The organism is Cellvibrio sp. 25HG11W-0, assembly GCF_057815475.1.
Genome location: NZ_CM174230.1, coordinates 4770634 through 4790615, shown reverse-complemented (window position 1 = coordinate 4790615; position 19982 = coordinate 4770634). Strand labels below are relative to the sequence as shown.

Here is a 19982-nt window from a genome sequence, read left to right as displayed (position 1 = left end):
TAGAGCGTATAAAATTTCAGTTGTGCTTAATAACGCCTCCCTCATATAGGGCGGCGAACAAAAACAATAATAACGATTTTTACTGCAGCCGTTAGTTCAATAGCCTAGTTAGTTCACTAGCCGCGTTCAAACCTCACTGCAGTCATACACTCCAGGTAAATTATGTATCAAGTAATTTTTAATACGCACGACGTTGTTCTATTGATGACGGCCTACCAATGTATCTTATTCGCACTTTTACTCTTAACCGTAAAGCGCGAAAAACACTTAAGTAATTGGTTTTTAGCCTTCTTCCTCTTGCAGCAAGCCGCAATACCCTTGGATATTCTCATCAGTTTTGGTGCTGAATTTCGTCATATCGCCTTGGAGTGGTCGCCCAACCTGTTTTATATTTTTGGATTCGGGTATTGGCTGGAAGGCCCTTTTCTACTTTGGTATACCCGTTCATTAATTTATAAAAATTATCAATTAAAGCGACAAGACCTACTCTATCTGGCGCCTTTTTTTGCTTATCTTCTTTATCAAATATTGTTCTATTACAGTTTGGATGTGGGTGACAAGAAAAACCTGCAAGAGGGTTATGACCTCTTCGTTGCACCGCAGTATATGAACTACGTCACACTTTTCCGCGAGCTATTTCGCGTCGCATTAGGTGTTATCTGTCTATTGGAAATAAAACGCTACAGCCTCCATATCCACACGAACTTTTCCGATATCGAAAAACTGGATCTCACCTGGCTCAATATCCTAGTGATAGGTTTTACCGCAATTCGCGCTTGGTCGGTATTGGTAATGCTCCTGATCATGCTCTCGGTCATCTTCGGCATTCAAACCAATTTTGAAATCATGGGCTTGCTGGGCAACTACATCACCTTTTTTATGGTGAGTGTATTGATATTTTTTGGTTTGGGTCACTCCAGCGTTTTTGAAGGGCTTGATTCCAATGCAGACAATAATGAAGAAAGCTGTAACGACGCGGCCAAAGAAAAAATAAAAGCAGATGCACTCGAACAACTCAACAACTATATGCGCCAACACAAACCCTACTTAACGCCCGCACTCACACTCGACAAGTTAGCAGCTCAATTGCATATGCCGCCGCGCCAACTGTCGCACATTATTAATCGCTATTTAGAATGTAACTTTTTTGAATTCATCAACTGCTACCGTGTGGAAGAAGCAAAGCTCTTGCTCAGTGATCCTAGCGCGCAAAAAAATATGCTGGATGTCATGTATGACGTTGGCTTTAACAGCAAAGCAACGTTTAATACCCTCTTCAAAAAGAAAGTGGGTATGACGCCCAGTGAATATCGTAAACAGCTACTGCAAAAAACAGTGGTCAGTCTTTAAGGGTTGCTAGGATAGTTATGAAAGGTTTAATTCAGCGCGTAAAAAATGCAGCGGTCAGTGTGGATGGTCAAACTACGGGTGCAATAGATCAAGGTATCTTGCTGTTACTGGGCATAGAAAAAAACGACACCGAGTTGCAAGCCGATAAGCTGCTCGACAAGTTGCTGGCCTATCGGATATTTGCCGATGCCGACAATAAAATGAACTGCAACCTGCAACACATAAACGGCGGCCTTTTAATCGTATCGCAATTCACCCTCGCCGCCGACACCAACAAAGGCCTGCGCCCTAGTTTCTCCAGCGCCGCCACTCCCGCCCGTGCGCTGGAACTCTACAACTACTTTGTCGCCCAAGCGCAGCTAAAACACCCAACAGTCGCCACCGGAATTTTCGCCGCCGACATGCAGGTGAGTTTGTTGAACGACGGCCCAGTGACTTTTATGTTGGAAGTTAACTAGGTGTTACTTGAAGAAATATTGCGCGCTGACCTAGCATCGGGCTGGGAAAACCAGCGCAATTTCGCCATAACTTAACTGGGTTATGGTCCAAGCGTATCTCCCAAATGGATCGCTTAATGTATAAATTTGACGCGCACTATATTTATATTCTCACCATAGGCGAGCACGACTAGCAGTTTTGAATTTTCCAATCTCCAACAATAATTTGCTGTATAAGGCAATACTATTTTTATTGAGAATCTCCCCATGCAAATACTCTTGAGCGCTACTAACGCTCTTATCAAATGGCTAAAACCTGAAATTGAATGGCCTAGGATACCGAGTGCAGATGGCAAACGCATTGGTACGCAACCGCTTATTACCCATGAGTCGCAAATAAGTTGGCAATGTCATGTAATTCAAAATGGATATAGGCGCGGGCAATATACCGTTATAGCGACAGAAGCCCATAGTCGTTACACCCTGTTAATGCCCTTTGTTGCTGCGCCAACGCTGGCCGAATTTGAAAATGAACTATTGCGCTGCTGGATCAATGATCTGATGTGTTTGACGGTAGAGGCAGGCGCATTAACACCAGAAACAGTGGCTTCATTGGCAGAACACTTTGTAATAGAGGAGAAAACACTGGTCTGGTATCGTAATACCGATTTGAGTGTGAATGGTCATGTGGGTGATGCAGAGCAGTGGACCTTACAATTCTTGCGCGACCAAGGCGTAAAGCGCCTTTCAGAACAGCAAGCATTGGATTTGGCAGACCATATTAATAAACAGCGTAAAAAAGCGAAGAACGATCAGGCTGGTGCAAACGGATTTGTTCCCGTCGCGCGCTTAGTGGACGATGGTTTATTTCGTTTTGCGCAGGGCTTGTCCCCTTGGGCTTACCCGGATACTAAACCCGGAGATTTTCCGAATCCCTATGGGAGTGTGATTAAATCGCTGCTTGGGAAGACTTCAGTGCCGGCGCAATTACCTGATAACGTAGTCTGTTTAAATCAATTCAGAAATAAAAAAGCGCTAATCGATTAAGGCTACTAAACGTTTTTTAGTGCGCGGTTATAGAGTAAGTACATCATATTATTAATGCTCGTTAAGCGATCTATTAGCGCGTAAGCGTTCAACTATTAAATCTACAAAGCTGCGTATTTTTACTGATGCGTAGCGCCCTTCCCTATGTAAAATATGAATAGGTAAGGGCGGTAATTCATCATTCTCTAATAGTATTTGAAGTTGTCCCGTCGCTAACTGCGCGGCTATTTGATAGGACAGTTGGCGCGCAATGCCAAAGCCAGATACCGCAGCCTCAATAGCTGCGTCATTGTTGGTGAGACTTAGTCGCGGTTTAATACGAACGCTTTTGTCTTTATTAAACTTCCATTCAATGGTGGGATTTACGCTACTGGCAGACACAATAGTGTGCTCCAGTAAATCATTAGGGTGGTGCGGTAAACCCATGCGCGCGATATAGTCCGGTGACGCGCAAACTATGGGCCGCACGCTACCTACACGTGCGGCGCGCATACTGGAGTCGGGCAGTTCACCAATTCGCACACCCACATCTAAACCTTCCTCTACTAAATTCACCAAGCGGTCTAAGTAAAGTGCGCTTACATCCATTTTGGGGTGGCGGTTTAGGTACTCGATAACGCAGGGCTGAACAAATAGGCGCCCAAAAATTACCGGCGCGGTTATGGCAAGGTGTCCGCTGGGTTCACCATTAATACCGGCCACGGCATCATCGGCCTCGATCAGCTCCGCTAAAATACGTTTGCTGTCATCCAAATAGCGTTTGCCGGCTTCAGTTGCGCGCACATAGCGGGTGGTTCGAGTGAGTAATTTAACCCCTAATCTCGCCTCTAAATCTGCAATGGCCCGGGTTGCTACGGGTGGTGACACGCCAAGTTTACGCGCCCCAGCGGCAAAACCTTCGGTTTCTGCGACGGCGACAAACATCTTCATTTCTACAAATCTATCCATAGTGCCTCGATAATTTCTATTTCAGTAATAATAAATTGCTTTTGGTGAGTATTCTTCATTTTAGTGGTAGTTGGCAATATGTCATCAGTCGCAGAGCAAGCACAGCTTTTGATGAAGACCTGAAGGCAATGCGACAACCCCTAATCAACGATTGTAATGAGGAAATATCATGAGCCGTTTACATATACCTAGCATCGAAACTTCACCTGTTGCATCTATACCCTTGTTGGATGCGGTAAAAAAACAATTGGGTGTAGTCCCAAATTTAATGCGTTTAGTCGGCAACAGTCCTGCCGCTTTAGAGGGTTACCTGAGTTTGAATGGCGCCTTAGCAAAAGGCAGCGTAGGAGCAAAAACCGGTGAACGTATTGCATTGGCGATTGCAGAATTCAATCGCTGCAACTATTGTTTGTCTGCGCACACGTACCTTGCCACACATGTCGCGAAATTAGATGAGACAGAAATTAATGCTAACCGTAACGGTGGTTCAAATGACGCTAAAGCAAGTGCAGCTGTGAATTTTGCCGTGAGTGTTGCTGAGCAACGTGGTCATGTGAGTTCAGGCGATGTGCAAAAAATTCAAGCGGCAGGTTACAGCGATGCAGAGGTGCTTGAAATAGTGCTTCATGTTGCATTAAATACATTAACTAACTACGTAAACTCTGTTGCCCAAACTGATATTGATTTTCCGGTAGTTAAGGCTTTTACAGAATAAAACCTAGTTATTATTCTGTGAAAAATACAACAATAGTTACGCAGCTTAATGATGCGACTAGAGCGTACACTCTTGCGTGCGCGCTAGTCACTTATGTAGTAAGTTGGCTAGCTGAATATCATGGCACGCAAGGTTACATCAAGCCCCGTTTTTAATTACGTACTCAATAATTGTGGAGAAGACTATGACCGCACAAGAATCACGTCCACCCTTTCCTCCATTTACCCGCGAAACAGCTATTCAAAAAGTTCGCGCAGCAGAAGATGGTTGGAATAATCGCAATCCACAAAAAGTTGCACTTGCTTACACGCTCGACAGTCAGTGGCGCAATCGCAATGTGTTTATCAACGGCCGTGATGAGATAGAGCAATTTCTTACGCAAAAATGGGCCCGCGAACATGAGTATCGTTTAATTAAAGAGTTGTGGGCGTTTGAAGGCAACCGTATTGCGGTGCGCTTTGCCTATGAGTGGCATAACGACGAGGGCCAGTGGTATCGCTCCTATGGCAATGAAAATTGGGAATTCAATCAGCAGGGGTTAATGCAAAAACGCTATGCGAGCATTAATGATTTGGCGATCACCGAAGGTGATCGAAAGTTTCGCTGGCCGCAAGGGCGGCGGCCAGATGATTATGCCGGCTTGAGTGAATTACATTTATAAAAAGCGTTGGGTATTACTTTCGCCACCACAACACCGTTAAACCAACTGCACCGAGTAGTAGCGGGCCGGAGGAGATGTCGGTGGCGATGAGTTGGCGCAGTAGGTTGGAGGCTTGTAGGTCGCGGTAGAGTAAGTAGCCAGCGGCACCGAGTGCGAGTAGAGCGATGAGTTTGCGGCGCGCTTGTTGTTGCTTGGCGACTTTACGGGTTTGCAAACTTTGGGCGAGGCTGTCTAGTTGTTGGGTGATTTGCGGCAGTTGTTGCAGGCCGTTGAAAATTAAATCTGGCACCTTGGGGAATTTTTCCATCCACTCGGGCGCATGGCGTTTGAGCTCGCCCCACAGTGATTTGGGGTGGAAGCGATTTTTCAGCCACTTTTCTAAAAAAGGATGGGCGGTGGCCCATAGATCCAAATCTGGGTACAGCTGACGCCCGAGGCCTTCAATATTCAACAGGGTTTTTTGCAGCAATACCAACTGCGGTTGCACTTCCATGTCAAAGCGGCGCGCGGTGCGGAACAAACTCAGCAGTACATTAGCGAAAGAAATGTCTTTTAGGGGTTTGGCAAAAATAGGTTCGCACACGGTGCGTACCGCCGCTTCTAATTCTTCTACCCGCACGCTGCTGGGCACCCAGCCACTCTGTACATGCAGCTCGGCCACTTGGCGATAGTCGCGGCGAAACATGGCGAGCAGATTGCGCGCTAAATAGTACTGATCGGCGCGGGTTAGTGAACCCACTATCGCCATGTCCACGGCGATATATTGCGGCAGAGCGGGATTCTTCTCAGAGACAAAAATATTGCCTGGGTGCATGTCCGCGTGAAAAAAATTGTGGTCGAACACTTGCGTAAAAAATATCTCCACACCGCGTTCTGCCAGTTTTTTCATATTGGTTTGCTGTGCCGCGAGCGCGGCAACATCGGTTACCGGAATGCCGTAAATTCGCTCCATCACCAAAAGGTTGTGGCGGCAATAATCCCAATAGATTTCAGGCACATAGAGCAAGCTGGAATTTAAAAAATTGCGGCGCAGTTGCGATGCGTTGGCCGCTTCGCGCTGCAAATCCAGTTCATCGAAAATGGTGGTGCGATAATCTTCTACTATCTCGATAGGGTGCAAGCGCTTGCCATCTAAGGTGTATTTTTCTACGAGGCGTGCGACCAATAACAACAACTGTACATCCTGTGCGATTACACGCTCTATACCTGGGCGAATAACCTTAATCACCACTTCACGCCCGTCTTTTAATTGCGCCGTATGCACCTGCGCAACAGAGGCTGACGCGAGCGGTGCGTGGTCATAGCTGGCAAATATATCTTCAACCTTAGCGCCGAGCGCGGTTTCAACAATGCGCAAAAATTCTTCATTGGCGAAGGGCGCAACATTGTCTTGCAGGTGATTTAATTCCAGCACTATGTCTTGCGGCACCAAGTCTGGGCGCGTGGATAATAGCTGGCCAAATTTTACAAAGATGGGGCCAAGGTCTTCGCAGGCGCGGCGCAGGCATTCACCGCGGCTCATGCTCGGTTTGGGATAGAGTTTGAAAAACAGCAACCCGCAGCGCAGCGCTAAGGGCAGTCGTGTGGGGAGCAGTAGATCTAAACGGTAGCGGGCAAATACACGCAATATTTTTAGCAGACGGAAAAAAACAATCACAGACTCAATTCTCTTTTATTGTGTGGGTCGGGGTGAGGACGAACTCCAACATGACTGATTTGCGCACCGAGTAAACTGTTTTCGTGCGGGCGAATTGGGTAGGTTTTAAGCGATAAATCGAGGTGAGACGTTGGGGTTCGTTCCTCACCGCCAACCTACATTTTTTGTTTCGCAATAATTCTTTCCACTCGCGCTGCTGCACGCTCTACTGCCATACCTATGTCATCGACCTGGCGGTAAAAATCTTCTAGTTCAGGTTTGCTCGGCAGGCTGCGTAATTCTTCAGTCAGAAATTCACCGGTTAAGCGCTGCGCGGTTTGGGCGCGGCTTTTGGCCCAGCCAAATTTTGCACGAATAATCTGCGCCGCTTGATGGCCGATAATATCGCCGGTGAATTGGCTGAGCAGGTCTTCCCAATCGATGTCGAGATTTTTTAACAATCGTTGCAGGTCCGCGAGCAAACTGAGTTGCCCCATAACCTCTACACCGCTGTCTTTCAAATTGTGGGTGTTGCCGCGACTGAGCTGTAAAAGCGCGAGGAGCGAGCCGCTGAGTTGCGTATCAACCTCGCCTTCCCAGTGGTTCATTAAGCGCAGGCCGTCGGCAGTGGGCATTACAAACAATTTGAGAGACGGCGCGCTTATTTGCACCGCGAGCACTTGCCCGCTTAATTTGGCTAAGCCTAAACGCGTTGCGGGATCGTAGTTGAGCGCGCCATTGATAGCAGCTTCGGCGCTGGCGAGCGCGGCGGTAATTAGCATTAGGGTTTGATTCCCTTGTGCAGCGCTACTATGCCGCCGGTCATGTTGTGGAATTCGGTATTCACAAATCCCGCCGCGTTCATCATCTCTTTTAAGGTTTGTTGATCGGGGTGCATGCGAATTGATTCGGCGAGGTAGCGATAGCTCTCGGCGTCATTGGTAATTAATTTGCCCATCAACGGCAGCAACTTAAACGAATAGGTGTCGTACACCTTGCCGAGCAGATTGCTCTGGGGTTTGGAAAACTCCAACACTAACAGGCGGCCACCGGGCTTAAGCACGCGTAGCATGGCGCGCAGTGCGAGGTCTTTATCGGTGACATTGCGCAAACCAAAGGCGATGGTGATGCAATCGAAGGTGTTGTCGGGAAAGGGCAAATACTGTGCATCGCACTGCGCGAAACCTATATTGCCCGCAATACCGCGGTCGATTAAACGGTCGCGGCCAACGCCGAGCATAGAGGCATTAATGTCGGCGAGAATCACCTGTCCATCGGTGCCGACTAATTTGGCAAACTGATAGCTTAAGTCGCCGGTGCCGCCCGCGATGTCCAGCACCTTGTGGCCAGCGCGCACACCGGAAGCTTCAATGGTAAAACGCTTCCACAGGCGGTGAATACCGCCCGACATCAGATCGTTCATCAGGTCGTATTTGGCGGCGACCGAGTGAAATACCTCGGCAACGCGCTCCGCTTTTTGCTCGACAGGAACTTCTTGAAAGCCAAAGTGAGTGGTTTTTTTATCGTTCATAGCTGCTATCCGGCTGTGCGCTCAGGTTGGCGCGGGTTTTTGCACTCAAAGTTGGGTGTCATTGTACAATGCCCGCATGATTGACACACCCTCTGCAACAGGGGCAATGCGTTAATCGCAGCAAAGTCTATAACTCTGGGGAATTACACGGATGCCATTCAATAGATCTATTGGCTTTATTGGCAAGGTTCGGGGCAGTTTGCTCTGCTCTTTGGTTATATTTTGTTTCAGCCTAGGGGTGCTCGCTGAAGATGCCGATACGCAAGCCGAGGGTACTGAAGCCCCACAAAATCCGCCGCCGGAATCAAGCCCGTTAAAGCCCTTCAGCACTGATGGCTGTTCCATGTGGATTGACGGAACCCCAGAGCAGCCCGACCTGTGGCGCCACTGTTGCGTCGCCCACGACCTCGCCTATTGGATGGGCGGCAGTGAGGTTCAGCGCCAAGAGGCGGATGAGGCGATTAAAATCTGTGTCGCAGCGGCACAGGGTAAAGGCATGGCGAACTACATGTATACCAATGTGCGCTGGGGCGGCAGCCCCTATTGGATGGCGCCCTATCGCTGGGGATTTGGTTGGAATTATTTAGATGGTTATTTACCGCGCGGCTACAAAACGCCTTCGCCCCAAGAGCAGCGCCAAATCGATGCGCTTATGCCTGCTGCCTTGGCAACGCTAGCGACGGATGCTCTTGCTCATATCGCGCTGTCATTAGATTCTGGCGTTTCACCCTCTAGCTCAGCTAGCTCCTTGGCTTCTGTATTGTCCTCATACGCATCCTCTGCTGCTGCGTCCGAGGCCTCTTCGCTTACACCTTAGGAGCATCGCTACTTGCGCATCAATCCGCCCTCTACTGAGGCTTTCACCCGCGCCTTAATTGGCAATGGTGACGGTAAAATCCTCGTACTAATATAAGCAGTGATCTTTGGTATTGATTCATCTTGGGCCATGATGCAAAACAATTGCACCAAAATATGTTTCAATGGGGCCAACTAGACTACAATCGCACCCGCTCTGAGCGCAGCCTTCTGCATCTTGACTCTGCATATTGTCATAGATGCGCGCTATGCTCAGCGAGCTATTCAGTGCGGTTTAGGTTAGCACTGCTCACAACATTCACCACCCAGAGGCGGTCACGTCGGCAAGTGTAACTCCAGTCATTTTACCCTATGGAGCTTCCATGAAATTTCGCTTCCCCATTGTCATCATCGATGAAGATTTCCGTTCTGAAAACACCTCGGGCCTTGGTATTCGCGCACTCGCCGCTGCCATGGAAGAAGAGGGAATGGAGGTACTCGGCGTCACTAGCTACGGCGACCTATCGCAATTTGCGCAACAGCAATCGCGCGCCTCAGCGTTTATTTTGTCCATTGATGATGAAGAGTTTGGCGCAGGCTCGCTCGAAGAAACCGATCACGCGCTTAAGTCTCTGCGCGCCTTTGTGGAAGAAATTCGCCACAAGAACGCCGACATTCCGATTTATTTGTACGGTGAAACCCGCACCTCGCGCCATATCCCCAACGATATTCTGCGCGAGCTGCACGGCTTTATTCACATGTTTGAAGACACGCCTGAATTCGTGGCGCGCCATATTATTCGCGAAGCCAAATCCTATTTGGACGGCCTGTCGCCACCGTTTTTCCGCGCGCTGGTGCACTACGCGCAGGACGGCTCCTACTCGTGGCACTGCCCCGGTCACTCCGGCGGCGTGGCTTTTTTAAAATCGCCGATCGGCCAAATGTTTCACCAATTCTTTGGCGAAAACATGTTGCGCGCCGACGTGTGTAATGCCGTAGAAGAACTCGGCCAATTGCTCGATCACACCGGCCCAATTGCTGCATCTGAGCGCAATGCCGCGCGCATTTTCAACGCCGATCACTGCTACTTCGTGACTAACGGCACCTCTACCTCCAACAAAATGGTGTGGCACTCCACCGTAGCGCCGGGCGATATTGTGGTCGTTGACCGCAACTGCCATAAATCGATTTTGCACTCCATTATTATGACTGGTGCAATTCCCGTGTTCCTCATGCCGACGCGCAACAACCTCGGCATCATCGGCCCGATTCCGCTGGAAGAGTTCACCCCAGAAAGCATCGCGCGCAAAATTGAAGCGAACCCTTTCGCGCGCGAAGCCAAAAATAAAAAGCCGCGTATTTTGACCATCACTCAGTCCACTTATGACGGTGTGATATACAACGTAGAAACCTTAAAAGAAATGCTCGATGGCAAAATCGACACGCTCCATTTCGATGAAGCTTGGCTGCCTCACGCTACCTTCCACGATTTCTACAAAGACATGCACGCCATTGGCAAAGATCGCCCGCGCGCCAAACAGTCGATGATTTTCTCCACCCAATCAACGCACAAACTGCTGGCGGGTCTATCTCAAGCCTCGCAAGTCCTGGTGCGCGAATCAGAAACGGTGAAGTTGGATCAAGATGCGTTTAATGAAGCCTACTTGATGCACACCTCCACCTCGCCGCAATACTCCATTATTGCCTCCTGCGATATTGCCGCGGCCATGATGGAAGCGCCCGGTGGCCACGCCTTGGTAGAGGAATCGATTTTCGAAGCCCTCGACTTCCGTCGCGCCATGAAAAAAGTCGATGCCGAATGGGGCCAAGATTGGTGGTTCCAAGTGTGGGGTCCCGATGAATTTTGCGATGACGGCATAGGCGAGCGCGACGACTGGGTGTTGCGCAGCGATGACAACTGGCACGGCTTTGGTAAGCTCGCGCCTAACTTCAATATGCTCGATCCGATCAAAGCCACTATTATCAACCCCGGCTTGTCGGTGAACGGCGAGTTCAGTGACACAGGTATTCCCGCGTCGATTGTGACCAAATACCTCGCGGAAAACGGCGTCATTATCGAGAAGTGCGGTCTCTACTCCTTCTTTATTATGTTCACCATCGGTATCACCAAAGGCCGTTGGAATACGCTGCTTACCGCGCTGCAGCAGTTCAAAGACGACTACGATAAAAACCAACCTATGTGGCGCATCATGCCGGAGTTCGCGCAGGCAAACCCGCGCTATGAACGTATGGGTTTGAAGGATTTGTGTCAGCAAATTCACGACTTCTATCGTCTTTACGATGTAGCGCGTTTGACCACAGAAATGTATCTGTCCGACATGCAACCGGCCATGAAACCTTCCGACGCTTTCGCCAAAATGGCGCACCGTGAAATTGAGCGCGTGCCCATTAACGAACTCGAAGGACGCATCACTTCCATTTTGTTAACGCCCTATCCTCCCGGTATTCCGCTGTTAATTCCCGGTGAACGCTTCAACAAAATCATCGTGGATTACCTGAAGTTCGCACGTGATTTCAACGAGAAGTTCCCCGGCTTCGAAACCGACGTACACGGTTTAGTAAAACGCGAAGTGGATGGCAAGAAAGACTATTTTGTGGACTGCGTACAGCAATAACCCGCAAGAGGTTACACACCCAAAAGCCACCCCATGCAAATGCGGTGGCTTTTTTGTCGGTGTTTAAGTGCTTCCATATCTTTTAGGTTAAAAACAATAAAATCCAATACTCTTAAATAGATGGCATTTGTCACCAAGTTTTCCTTAAGGGTTGTTTTTAGCTCTTTGTTCCCCCAGTTTGAGTAGGTTCGCTGTAATGCACACCCTTGTGTAACCTTTATCAATCTAGGAATTGTCATGCCCTCCTCCCATCACACTGCTCCGCAGAGTTTATCGCGTAAAACCATCTTAATTGATCTGCTTTACCCCTATCGCCTGCGCATGTTTTTCGCATTGGTGGCATTGGTGGTCGCGGCGGGTTCAGTGCTGTTGATTGGGCAGGGTTTGCGACAGGTAATTGATCGCGGCTTTAGCGGGGCCAATGCTCAGTTGCTCGATTACGCACTTTTAGGATTATTAGGTGTAATTTTGGTGATGTCGGTTGCTACCTATTGTCGCTTTTATTTGGTGTCCTGGCTGGGCGAGCGCATCACCGCCGATTTGCGCCGTAAAGTGTTCAGTCATCTATTAGGTTTATCGCCAGAATTTTTTGAGCAGAATCGTACTGGCGACGTGTTGTCGCGCCTGACCAATGACACCACGCAATTGGAAACCGTTATAGGCTCGAGCGTGTCCATGGCGCTGCGCAATATTCTGTTATTAATTGGCGGCATGGTGATGCTGGCGATTACCAGTTTGAAACTTACTGCGCTGGTCATGGCAGCGATTCCCTTGGTGCTGGTGCCCATTATTGTTTTTGGTCGCCGGCTTAAAAAATTAGCGCGCGCGAGCCAGGACTCAATTGCAGAAGTGGGCGCGTTTACCGATGAGGTAATTCATGAAATTCGCACGGTGCAGGCCTATGGGCATGAGCAGGACAGCAGCAGCGACTTTGGCGATCGCGTAGAGTCAACCTTTGCCAAGGGCGTTGCGCGGGTGAAGCAGCGCGCGCTCTTAATCGCGGCAGTTATTACGCTGGTATTCAGCGCCATCGCCTTAGTGCTATGGGTCGGCGGCCATGATGTGTTGGCGGGTACTTTAAGTGGCGGCGAGTTATCCGCGTTTATTTTTTACGCGGTAGTGGTCGCGGGTGCCATGGGCACCATTTCAGAAGTGATTGGCGAACTGCAGCGAGCAGCGGGTGCAACAGGGCGCTTAGTCGAGCTTTTAGCCACACCTTCAGCCATTGTATTGGCAGCACAACCGCAGCCCTTGCCGGTGCCCGCACGCGGCGCTCTGGTGCTGGAAGATGTGCGCTTTGCTTATCCCACGCGCTTAGATGCACCGATTTTTACAGGCTTTAATTTACAGGTCGCGCCGGGTGAAAAGGTAGCCTTGGTCGGCCCTTCGGGCGCGGGTAAAACAACACTCTTTCAATTGTTGCAGCGTTTTTATGATCCCCTTGCGGGACGCATTTTACTCGATGGTGTAGCCCTAACTCAGGCAGATTTAGCTGAAGTGCGCGCGCGCATCGCCTTAGTCCCGCAAGACCCTGTGATCTTCGCGGCGAGCCTGCGCGACAATGTGCGCTATGGTCGCCCCGACGCCAGCGATACCGAGGTGCTCGCCGCGTGCGAAGCCGCCTATGCCAGTGAATTTATAGAACAGTTGCCCGGCGGTTTGGACGCCTACCTCGGTGAACGCGGCGTGCGGTTATCCGGCGGGCAAAAACAACGTATCGCCATAGCGCGCGCAATCTTAGCGGATCGCCCAATCCTTTTATTAGACGAAGCCACCAGCGCCCTCGACTCCAACAGCGAACAAGTCGTGCAACGCGCGCTCGAACGACTCATGCAAAACCGCACCACCATCATGATCGCCCACCGCCTCTCAACGGTAATCAACGCCGATCGTATTTTGGTGCTGCAGCAAGGAAAAATCGTAGACCAAGGCACCCACAGCGAATTGCTGAACAACAGCGAACTTTACCAACAGCTAGCGCGCGTGCAATTTAATGTGCATGAGGGGTAAGACGGAATGCAACTTACAGGGTGTTTAGCGTGGGTTGTTAAGCATCTTGTAGAAACCAACCATATGGAAAACCGTAGCGCCAAACATTTAACAGCTCATTTGAATCTTGTATGTTCAAAATTTCCAGCTGTTTTTCCAGATAATACAATGCTCTGTCTTTTTCTTCGGAATCAAAACTGTCTAAGCAAGGCAGCGTGTTTTTAATAGCAATGAGAACGGCGGATTTTTTTGGGTTTGTTTTCACTGTTCTGACTATCATAGATAGTAATAAATTCGTTTTTTCTTGAGCTTCAATTCTTATTTGTTCGCTAGGAGCGCCAAAATATAACTCAAATGGTGCGGGTGTGAATTTCTTCTCATGCAGCAGTTTAGTCAATTCAAATGTCGTTGCATCTGAGATTGATAATGTTTGGTCATTTAAAGATGTTGGCCAAATGTAAAAGTATACGCCCGTCACGCCAAGTCCAATCAAGGTTGCTAGCAGCAAGATAGTGCTTAGAAAAATTTTAATAATAAGCTTTAACAATATATTTCCCTCATTAGCAAAAAATTTCTTGAGTTATTCTTCTCTTATTGAAATGTGAATGTTAATTGCCAATTTTTTCAGGTATATATTCTACGAATGTTGCCTTCACTCTTTCAGATAGCAACATATATGGCACCCAAATAGCGGCGCCAACTATTGCGCGAACTAAGTTTTTAATCGTATCAGAATCAAACATGTCTTCATCTGGCAATACAAAGGAACCAAGCCATGCATCTAGCGGTATAAAGACGAGCGAGATAGTTAAAATAAAAATATATAACTTAGGAAAAAGATAGTGCTTTATGAAATACAAAAATATTAAATAAACAGATGTCAGTACTATAAGTGAGTTATAGAGTAATTCACCTATTAAAAGCGGGCCCCACAGTGGGTGGTATGCCTCTCCGCCCGCTGTGGTTAATATTTCGAATGTTCCATCGGTGAAGATAGAGTAGTACATAGGTAAAAAATCATATGTTAACCGGAATGGAGAGACAACAACTCCAATGCCTACAAGTATTAGCCAGCCCTTTAAGCCTTTCAAATCATTTGTATCGCTCATTTTATTTCCTTTTTTATATGTGTTATGTTCCAAATATACGCGTTAGCGATGTAAGTATATGATCTAATCTAACCTTTAAATATTGAAAAAGTTATTGAGTATATGCGCGAGCTGATATTCATAACTATCTTCGTGAGAATACTGACAAAGGTATTACCAAAAAATTAGGAATTTTTAGTTTGCCCAGTTTTTTACATATTTAGGCGTTGGGATGCTGCCATTTTCGAATGGCAATGGCTCTCCGTGTTTAAGTGTTAATGGTAAAACGCCGGCCCAAACAGGCAAATTAAGATCTTCTTCTTTGTCGGCTGGAGTTGTGTTGCTAATTTTTGTTGCCGCCTCATCTAGTAAAATACGCAGTACACTCGTAGCCGCCAGTTCTTTTTTGTTGCCTGACCTGGCTTCGTCTTTACGACCTACAGCAATTTTCTCCATAAATTCATCAAGGGCATGCATCTTTTTTGAGTTTTCCTTTATTTCTTCAAATATGCCATATATTACAGCTGACCGATAGTTCATTGTATGGCTGAATGCTGACCGAGCAAGTACAAGACCATCAACATGTGTTATTGCAATTGATGTTTGAATTCCACTTAAAAGTTTCTTGGTTAAACGCCCACCATTTGAGCCATGAATATATAGATAGTTCTCAATACGCCAGCAAGCGGTTGGTATACAGTGAGTGCTCTCTCCATCATTAAAGGCAATATGACAAACATATGCCTCATCAATAATATCGTATAGCGATTTTTTCTCGTAATTTGCTAGTTCAGCAATGCGGCGAATTTTTGTACGAGAGGAAGATGCTGATGAATCCTTTGCGCTCATTTGGTTTCCTTAAATATGAAAGTTATGATGTTTTTTTATGTTGTGTCCCAGTGACCATTTTGCCCAGAATCAATGTGGCATCGTGAATTTTCAGCACCATAGGCCTAAACCCTATTTCAGTCAATAATTTGGCATTTCAAACACAAAAGACCGTCAGCAGGAAACTGGCCTTGATTCGTATTATTTTTTCCGCTATGTGAGTAAAGCGTTGACATATGTCAGGTCAAAACCATGCGTTTTGTGATGCTGCTGGGTTTGTGGCTTGGCTTATGATGGTATCTCGTTAATCTACTGAAGGAGTATTAATAGAATGAAACTTAATCTTATAGGGTCTGTTGCGGTGTTGAGTGCGCTTATGGTGAGTCAATTGACTATGGCTCACGATTTGCGCTTGCACATCGATAAAATAAAATCTAATAAGGGCGTGATGCTGGTTGCTTTGCATAATCAGCAAGAAAGTTATGATGCTAATACCCCCACCGTGGCGGCGAAAAAATTGGCGTTGAGTGGCGGGGAGTTGATCGTAGAGTTTGGCGACCTACCCGCAGGTACCTACGCGATTAAGCTGTATCAGGATGAAAACGAGAACGGCGTGATCGATAAGAGTTTTATGGGGATTCCCACAGAGGGTTACGGTTTTTCGAATAACGGCGGCGAGTATGGGCAGCCTAGTTTTAAAGAGGCGAGTTTTACCCTTGATAAAGATTTGCAGGTGGATATTCACCTGCGCTAAGCATCTTAGCGCTGGGGTTGTTGCAGTGGGAATACGCACATAAATACACTGCCGCGCCCCAGTTCACTGGTAATTTTTAATTCTGCTTCATGGCGCATGAGTACATGCTTCACAATTGCTAAGCCTAAGCCGGTGCCGCCGGTGCTGCTGTTACGGCTGGCATCCACGCGATAAAAACGCTCGGTTAAGCGCGGAATATGTTTGCTGTCTATACCTGGGCCGTTGTCACTGACTGAAATATAAAAGTGTTTTTGATCCTGCCAGAGCAGGATGTTGATCTTGCCTTCGTTCGGCGTGTATTTAATAGCGTTGATGACTAAATTAGAAAAAGCACTGTGCAATTCTTTTTCATTGCCGGGGTATAGCAGTGGCCGCGTGGTGTTGTTGCATACGAGGTTGAGAGTTTGATTTTTTTCTGCGCTGAGCACTTCTGCTTCACTTTTTACAACGGTGAGCAGTTGTTCGATGGTAATGGGTTTTTGGTTGTGCCCTGCTTCCGTTGTCTCTAGTTTTGAGAGCACTAATAAATCATTGATGAGCAGTGACATACGCTTGGCTTGCTGCAACATTTGTTGCAGCGGTTTGTTCCAGCTGGGCGTGGTGTTGTTGTCGGAGAGTGTTTCGACATAGCCATTGATGACGGTAAGCGGCGTGCGCAATTCGTGGGATACATTGGCCACGAAGTCTTGGCGCATCATTTCTAGGTTGTGCAATTGGGTGACATCGCGCACGACGATGAGCCGTTCATTTTTACCGAAGGTGGTAATTTGTAATTGCAAATAGCGCGAGGGAAAGCGCGGTGATGGCATTTCTAGCGGGTCTTCATATTTGCCGTCTTCAAAATAGCTGACAAATTTGGGGTGGCGAATAAAGTTAATAATCGATTGCCCCTGATCTTTTACATTGAGGGCGAACATACGGTGCGCAGCGGGGTTCCAAAAATCCAAATGGCCGCGCCAGTCGAGAATAATGATGCCGTCTTTTAAGGCGGAGCTGATTTCCTGCACGCGGTTGATCACGGCTTGCAGGTTTTCTTTCTCAAGCTGTTGATGGCGTTGCAGTTGGTAGATATTGTCAAAAATCGTACCCCAAATGCCGCTGGCCTCTGGGGGGTTTTCTTTGTTTTGAGTGAGCAGCCACTGATTAAGGCGGCGCATCTGCCAGAGCATGCCGCCAATGTAAATGGCGCAACCGAGCAAGAGTGTGAGCGCCAATTGGCCTATGACGAGGCCGAGCAGAGTGCAGGTGCCTATAACAATGAGAATGCGCTTGAGCTCAGCGCTGAAACCTTTTAACAGCAAAATTGCACGCCTCTGAAAATCTTACGACAGCAATCAGGCTTCGATGCGAGTGGAAAATCTATAGCCTGTGCCGCGTACGGTTTGCACCAAGTCTTCGTGGCCGTCAATGGTAAGCGCTTTGCGCAAGCGGCGGATATGAACATCCACGGTGCGCTCTTCGACATATACATTGCCGCCCCAGACATGGTCCAACAGTTGGCTGCGAGTATAAGCTCTTTCCTGATGGGTGAGAAAGAATTCAAGTAGGCGATATTCGGTGGGGCCCATATCGACAGACTGGTCATGGATGGTGACGCGGTGGCTTGAAGGATCGAGACACAGGCCTTGTACTATGATTGGCGCGGAGTTGATTTGCGGATCAGCGCGACGCAGCACGGCTTTAAGGCGTGCGACGAGTTCGCGCGGAGAGAAGGGCTTGGTGATGTAGTCGTCGGCACCTACTTCTAAACCTTGGATTTTGTTGTCTTCTTCGCCTTTGGCGGTGAGCATGATGATCGGGATATCAGCAGTCACTTCATCGCGCTTTAAGCGGCGCGCTAGTTCTATACCGCTGGTGCCGGGCATCATCCAGTCGAGCAAGATCAAATCGGGTTTGTTGTCGACGATGATGCTATGGGCATCCTGTGCATTGCTGGCTTCGGTGACCTGATATTCGGCCATCTCCAAGGCGACACGCAACATATCGCGAATTGCGGATTCATCATCAACTATCAGAATTTTACGGCCTGTCATATCGTTTCTGCCTGAAATAACCACGGGCGCGTACACGGTATGTGACGCTATTGTTGCAGCTTATTAAATAAGCTAAGTGTTACACATTTATGACAGAAAGATAATTTGTCTTGGTCGCGTGTTTAGCAATAAGCCCTATCGCAGCGCATAGTCAGTGACAATTCCTACAAAAACAATAAAGCCTACCCAGTTATTGTGCAGAAATGCCTTAAAACAGGCGGCTCGTACTCGAAAGCGAATTAGCCATTGTTGGTAGCCAAAAAGGCCTGCGACAGCAACCAAACTCCAGTAGTAATAAGCGCCTAGCTCAAAGCGATCACCTACTAACACTAAGGTGTAAAGGGTCATGAGTTGGAGTACGCCAGTGATGAAACGATCCTGTTCGCCAAAGAGAATCGCGGTGGATTTAACGCCAATTTTGAGGTCGTCGTCGCGGTCTACCATGGCGTAAAAGGTGTCGTATACCACTGTCCAGAGCACTACGGCTAAGTACACCAGCCAAACCCGTTGATCGAGCATGCCTGCTTCCGCAGCGTAGGCCATGGGGATGCCCCAGGCAAACGCGGCGCCGAGCACCATTTGCGGCAGGTGCGTGTGGCGTTTCATAAAGGGATAGCAGAAGGCGAGTATTAGGCCGCCGACGGAGAGCTTGATCGTAAAGGGGTCGGTAAAGAGCACTAAGCCAAATGCTAAGAGGCACAGGCCCGCAAATAAACCGAGGGCTTCGCGGCTGCTTACCGCGCCTGTCGCCAGTGGGCGATGTTGGGTGCGCTGCACGTGACCGTCGATCTTGCGATCGGCAAAGTCGTTGATGACACAGCCCGCGGAGCGCATCACCACTACCCCAAGGGTGAAGATGATCAAGTTTTTTAGGCTAGGCATGCCCTTGGCGGCGAGCCACAGGCTCCAGAGTGTTGGCCATAGCAGGAGCAAAATGCCTATAGGGCGGTCTAAGCGCATCAGCTGTGCGTAAATAGCTAACTTTTGTTGTAATACGGCCATTTTTGTAGAGGATGTCGGCGTTTTACGGATTTTTAAACGCTTAGTTTTTGAGGTGCTGAGTTGCGCTTTAGTTTGAGTGGGACTGGTTGTGGACAGTGTAGATAGCGAGTCTTCAGCACTCGTCGCGGCTGCTATTTTGGCGGCTTCGATAGTGGCTGGTACACTTGGTGTCGTTAGTTGCACAGCAGGTTTGGTCGCAACAGCTTGGTGCGCGACTGACGTGGCGGCAGCGGATTTAGTGGTGGCTGTAGATGCAGCTGTTTTAGACTTAGCTGCAGCAGGTGTGGAGGTTTTAGGCGCTGAGGCAACTGGCTTAGCATCGGCTGCTTTCGTCGTTTTTGCGGGCGCAGGCTTCTTGGGATTTGCCGCAGCAGGCTTTTTAGCGGTGCTTGCGGGCTGTTTTACTGGAGCCGCAGTTGTAGGTGCTGCTTTTTTGCGTACCACAGGTTTTTTGGCATTGGGTTTATCTCCAGCAGATGCGTCGACACTCGCGCCTTGAGGTGTTGGTTGGTCGTCGGCAGTTGTCATGATC

General features: G+C 48.3%; 20 protein-coding genes. 10 read left to right on the top strand and 10 right to left on the bottom strand.

The features are described from left to right. Positions 1 to 162: 162 nt before the first annotated feature. The 4 genes from AC0KUT_RS20105 to AC0KUT_RS20090 all read left to right on the top strand — a co-directional run bounded on the left by AC0KUT_RS20105 (position 163) and on the right by AC0KUT_RS20090 (position 2834). Positions 163 to 1350 carry a helix-turn-helix domain-containing protein gene (locus AC0KUT_RS20105; protein ID WP_488832347.1) on the top strand — a complete coding sequence of 396 codons (1188 nt, stop codon included), beginning with the start codon at positions 163 to 165 and terminating at the stop codon, positions 1348 to 1350. 17 nt (positions 1351 to 1367) lie between these two features. Then, entirely contained in the window at positions 1368 to 1808 is a 441-nt protein-coding gene (gene dtd / locus AC0KUT_RS20100; RefSeq protein WP_488832345.1) for a D-aminoacyl-tRNA deacylase, read from the top strand. Positions 1809 to 1843: 35 nt separating this feature from the next. Next, on the top strand, positions 1844 to 1981 hold the full coding sequence (locus AC0KUT_RS20095) for a type II toxin-antitoxin system YoeB family toxin (RefSeq protein ID WP_488835796.1): 138 nt from the start codon (positions 1844 to 1846) through the stop codon (positions 1979 to 1981). A 73-nt stretch (positions 1982 to 2054) separates the two neighbouring features. Further along, the gene (locus AC0KUT_RS20090) at positions 2055 to 2834 is read left to right on the top strand and encodes a hypothetical protein (protein WP_488832343.1); all 780 of its coding nucleotides are present in this window, start codon (positions 2055 to 2057) and stop codon (positions 2832 to 2834) included. Between the two features lie 51 nt (positions 2835 to 2885). Here AC0KUT_RS20090 and AC0KUT_RS20085 read toward each other — a convergent pair whose 3' ends face one another. Further along, positions 2886 to 3782 (bottom strand): LysR family transcriptional regulator, encoded by an 897-nt coding sequence (locus AC0KUT_RS20085; RefSeq protein ID WP_488832341.1) that lies wholly within the window; start codon positions 3780 to 3782, stop codon positions 2886 to 2888. A 169-nt stretch (positions 3783 to 3951) separates the two neighbouring features. On the opposite strand from AC0KUT_RS20085, the gene AC0KUT_RS20080 reads away from it, so the two are divergent. Both AC0KUT_RS20080 and AC0KUT_RS20075 read left to right on the top strand, forming a co-directional pair. Beyond that, positions 3952 to 4497: a carboxymuconolactone decarboxylase family protein gene (locus tag AC0KUT_RS20080; protein WP_488832339.1), complete on the top strand. Its 546-nt coding sequence runs from the start codon at positions 3952 to 3954 to the stop codon at positions 4495 to 4497. Positions 4498 to 4681: 184 nt separating this feature from the next. Next, positions 4682 to 5158, top strand: coding sequence for a nuclear transport factor 2 family protein (locus AC0KUT_RS20075; protein WP_488832337.1), 477 nt, complete (start codon positions 4682 to 4684; stop codon positions 5156 to 5158). A 13-nt stretch (positions 5159 to 5171) separates the two neighbouring features. Here the strand turns inward: AC0KUT_RS20075 and ubiB are convergent, their stop codons facing one another. From ubiB to ubiE, 3 genes are all read right to left on the bottom strand, one after another. Further along, positions 5172 to 6815, bottom strand: coding sequence for a ubiquinone biosynthesis regulatory protein kinase UbiB (gene ubiB / locus AC0KUT_RS20070; protein WP_488832335.1), 1644 nt, complete (start codon positions 6813 to 6815; stop codon positions 5172 to 5174). A gap of 155 nt (positions 6816 to 6970) precedes the next feature. Then, positions 6971 to 7576 carry a ubiquinone biosynthesis accessory factor UbiJ gene (locus AC0KUT_RS20065; protein ID WP_488832334.1) on the bottom strand — a complete coding sequence of 202 codons (606 nt, stop codon included), beginning with the start codon at positions 7574 to 7576 and terminating at the stop codon, positions 6971 to 6973. Next, complete coding sequence (gene ubiE, locus AC0KUT_RS20060) at positions 7576 to 8325, bottom strand: bifunctional demethylmenaquinone methyltransferase/2-methoxy-6-polyprenyl-1,4-benzoquinol methylase UbiE (protein ID WP_488832333.1); 750 nt, start codon at positions 8323 to 8325, stop codon at positions 7576 to 7578. The genes AC0KUT_RS20065 and ubiE overlap by 1 nt, the downstream gene beginning before the upstream one ends. A 151-nt stretch (positions 8326 to 8476) precedes the next feature. Between ubiE and AC0KUT_RS20055 the strand changes: the two genes are divergently transcribed. The 3 genes from AC0KUT_RS20055 to AC0KUT_RS20045 all read left to right on the top strand — a co-directional run bounded on the left by AC0KUT_RS20055 (position 8477) and on the right by AC0KUT_RS20045 (position 13766). Beyond that, positions 8477 to 9142 carry a hypothetical protein gene (locus AC0KUT_RS20055; RefSeq protein WP_488832331.1) on the top strand — a complete coding sequence of 222 codons (666 nt, stop codon included), beginning with the start codon at positions 8477 to 8479 and terminating at the stop codon, positions 9140 to 9142. A 361-nt stretch (positions 9143 to 9503) separates the two neighbouring features. Beyond that, on the top strand, positions 9504 to 11756 hold the full coding sequence (locus AC0KUT_RS20050) for an Orn/Lys/Arg family decarboxylase (protein ID WP_488832330.1): 2253 nt from the start codon (positions 9504 to 9506) through the stop codon (positions 11754 to 11756). Between the two features lie 237 nt (positions 11757 to 11993). Further along, a complete protein-coding gene (locus AC0KUT_RS20045) occupies positions 11994 to 13766 on the top strand; it encodes an ABC transporter transmembrane domain-containing protein (protein WP_488832328.1) in 1773 nt (590 codons plus the stop codon). A gap of 37 nt (positions 13767 to 13803) precedes the next feature. On the opposite strand, the gene AC0KUT_RS20040 is transcribed toward AC0KUT_RS20045, so the two are convergent. The 3 genes from AC0KUT_RS20040 to AC0KUT_RS20030 all read right to left on the bottom strand — a co-directional run bounded on the left by AC0KUT_RS20040 (position 13804) and on the right by AC0KUT_RS20030 (position 15682). After that, positions 13804 to 14292 (bottom strand): DUF4844 domain-containing protein, encoded by a 489-nt coding sequence (locus AC0KUT_RS20040; RefSeq protein WP_488832327.1) that lies wholly within the window; start codon positions 14290 to 14292, stop codon positions 13804 to 13806. A 61-nt stretch (positions 14293 to 14353) separates the two neighbouring features. Further along, positions 14354 to 14854 (bottom strand): DUF2569 domain-containing protein, encoded by a 501-nt coding sequence (locus tag AC0KUT_RS20035; RefSeq protein WP_488832325.1) that lies wholly within the window; start codon positions 14852 to 14854, stop codon positions 14354 to 14356. A gap of 174 nt (positions 14855 to 15028) precedes the next feature. Beyond that, the gene (locus tag AC0KUT_RS20030; RefSeq protein ID WP_488832322.1) at positions 15029 to 15682 is read right to left on the bottom strand and encodes a pyridoxamine 5'-phosphate oxidase family protein; all 654 of its coding nucleotides are present in this window, start codon (positions 15680 to 15682) and stop codon (positions 15029 to 15031) included. A gap of 310 nt (positions 15683 to 15992) precedes the next feature. Here AC0KUT_RS20030 and AC0KUT_RS20025 point away from each other — a divergent pair, with 310 nt between their 5' ends. After that, the gene (locus AC0KUT_RS20025) at positions 15993 to 16415 is read left to right on the top strand and encodes a DUF2141 domain-containing protein (protein WP_488832321.1); all 423 of its coding nucleotides are present in this window, start codon (positions 15993 to 15995) and stop codon (positions 16413 to 16415) included. A 5-nt stretch (positions 16416 to 16420) separates the two neighbouring features. Here the strand turns inward: AC0KUT_RS20025 and phoR are convergent, their stop codons facing one another. From phoR to ubiA, 3 genes are all read right to left on the bottom strand, one after another. Further along, positions 16421 to 17716: a phosphate regulon sensor histidine kinase PhoR gene (phoR, locus tag AC0KUT_RS20020; RefSeq protein WP_488832320.1), complete on the bottom strand. Its 1296-nt coding sequence runs from the start codon at positions 17714 to 17716 to the stop codon at positions 16421 to 16423. A gap of 33 nt (positions 17717 to 17749) precedes the next feature. Next, positions 17750 to 18448, bottom strand: a complete 699-nt coding sequence (phoB, locus tag AC0KUT_RS20015; RefSeq protein WP_488832319.1) for a phosphate regulon transcriptional regulator PhoB — start codon at positions 18446 to 18448, stop codon at positions 17750 to 17752. A gap of 135 nt (positions 18449 to 18583) precedes the next feature. Further along, positions 18584 to 19450 carry a 4-hydroxybenzoate octaprenyltransferase gene (ubiA, locus tag AC0KUT_RS20010; RefSeq protein ID WP_488835794.1) on the bottom strand — a complete coding sequence of 289 codons (867 nt, stop codon included), beginning with the start codon at positions 19448 to 19450 and terminating at the stop codon, positions 18584 to 18586. Positions 19451 to 19982 lie beyond the last annotated feature (532 nt).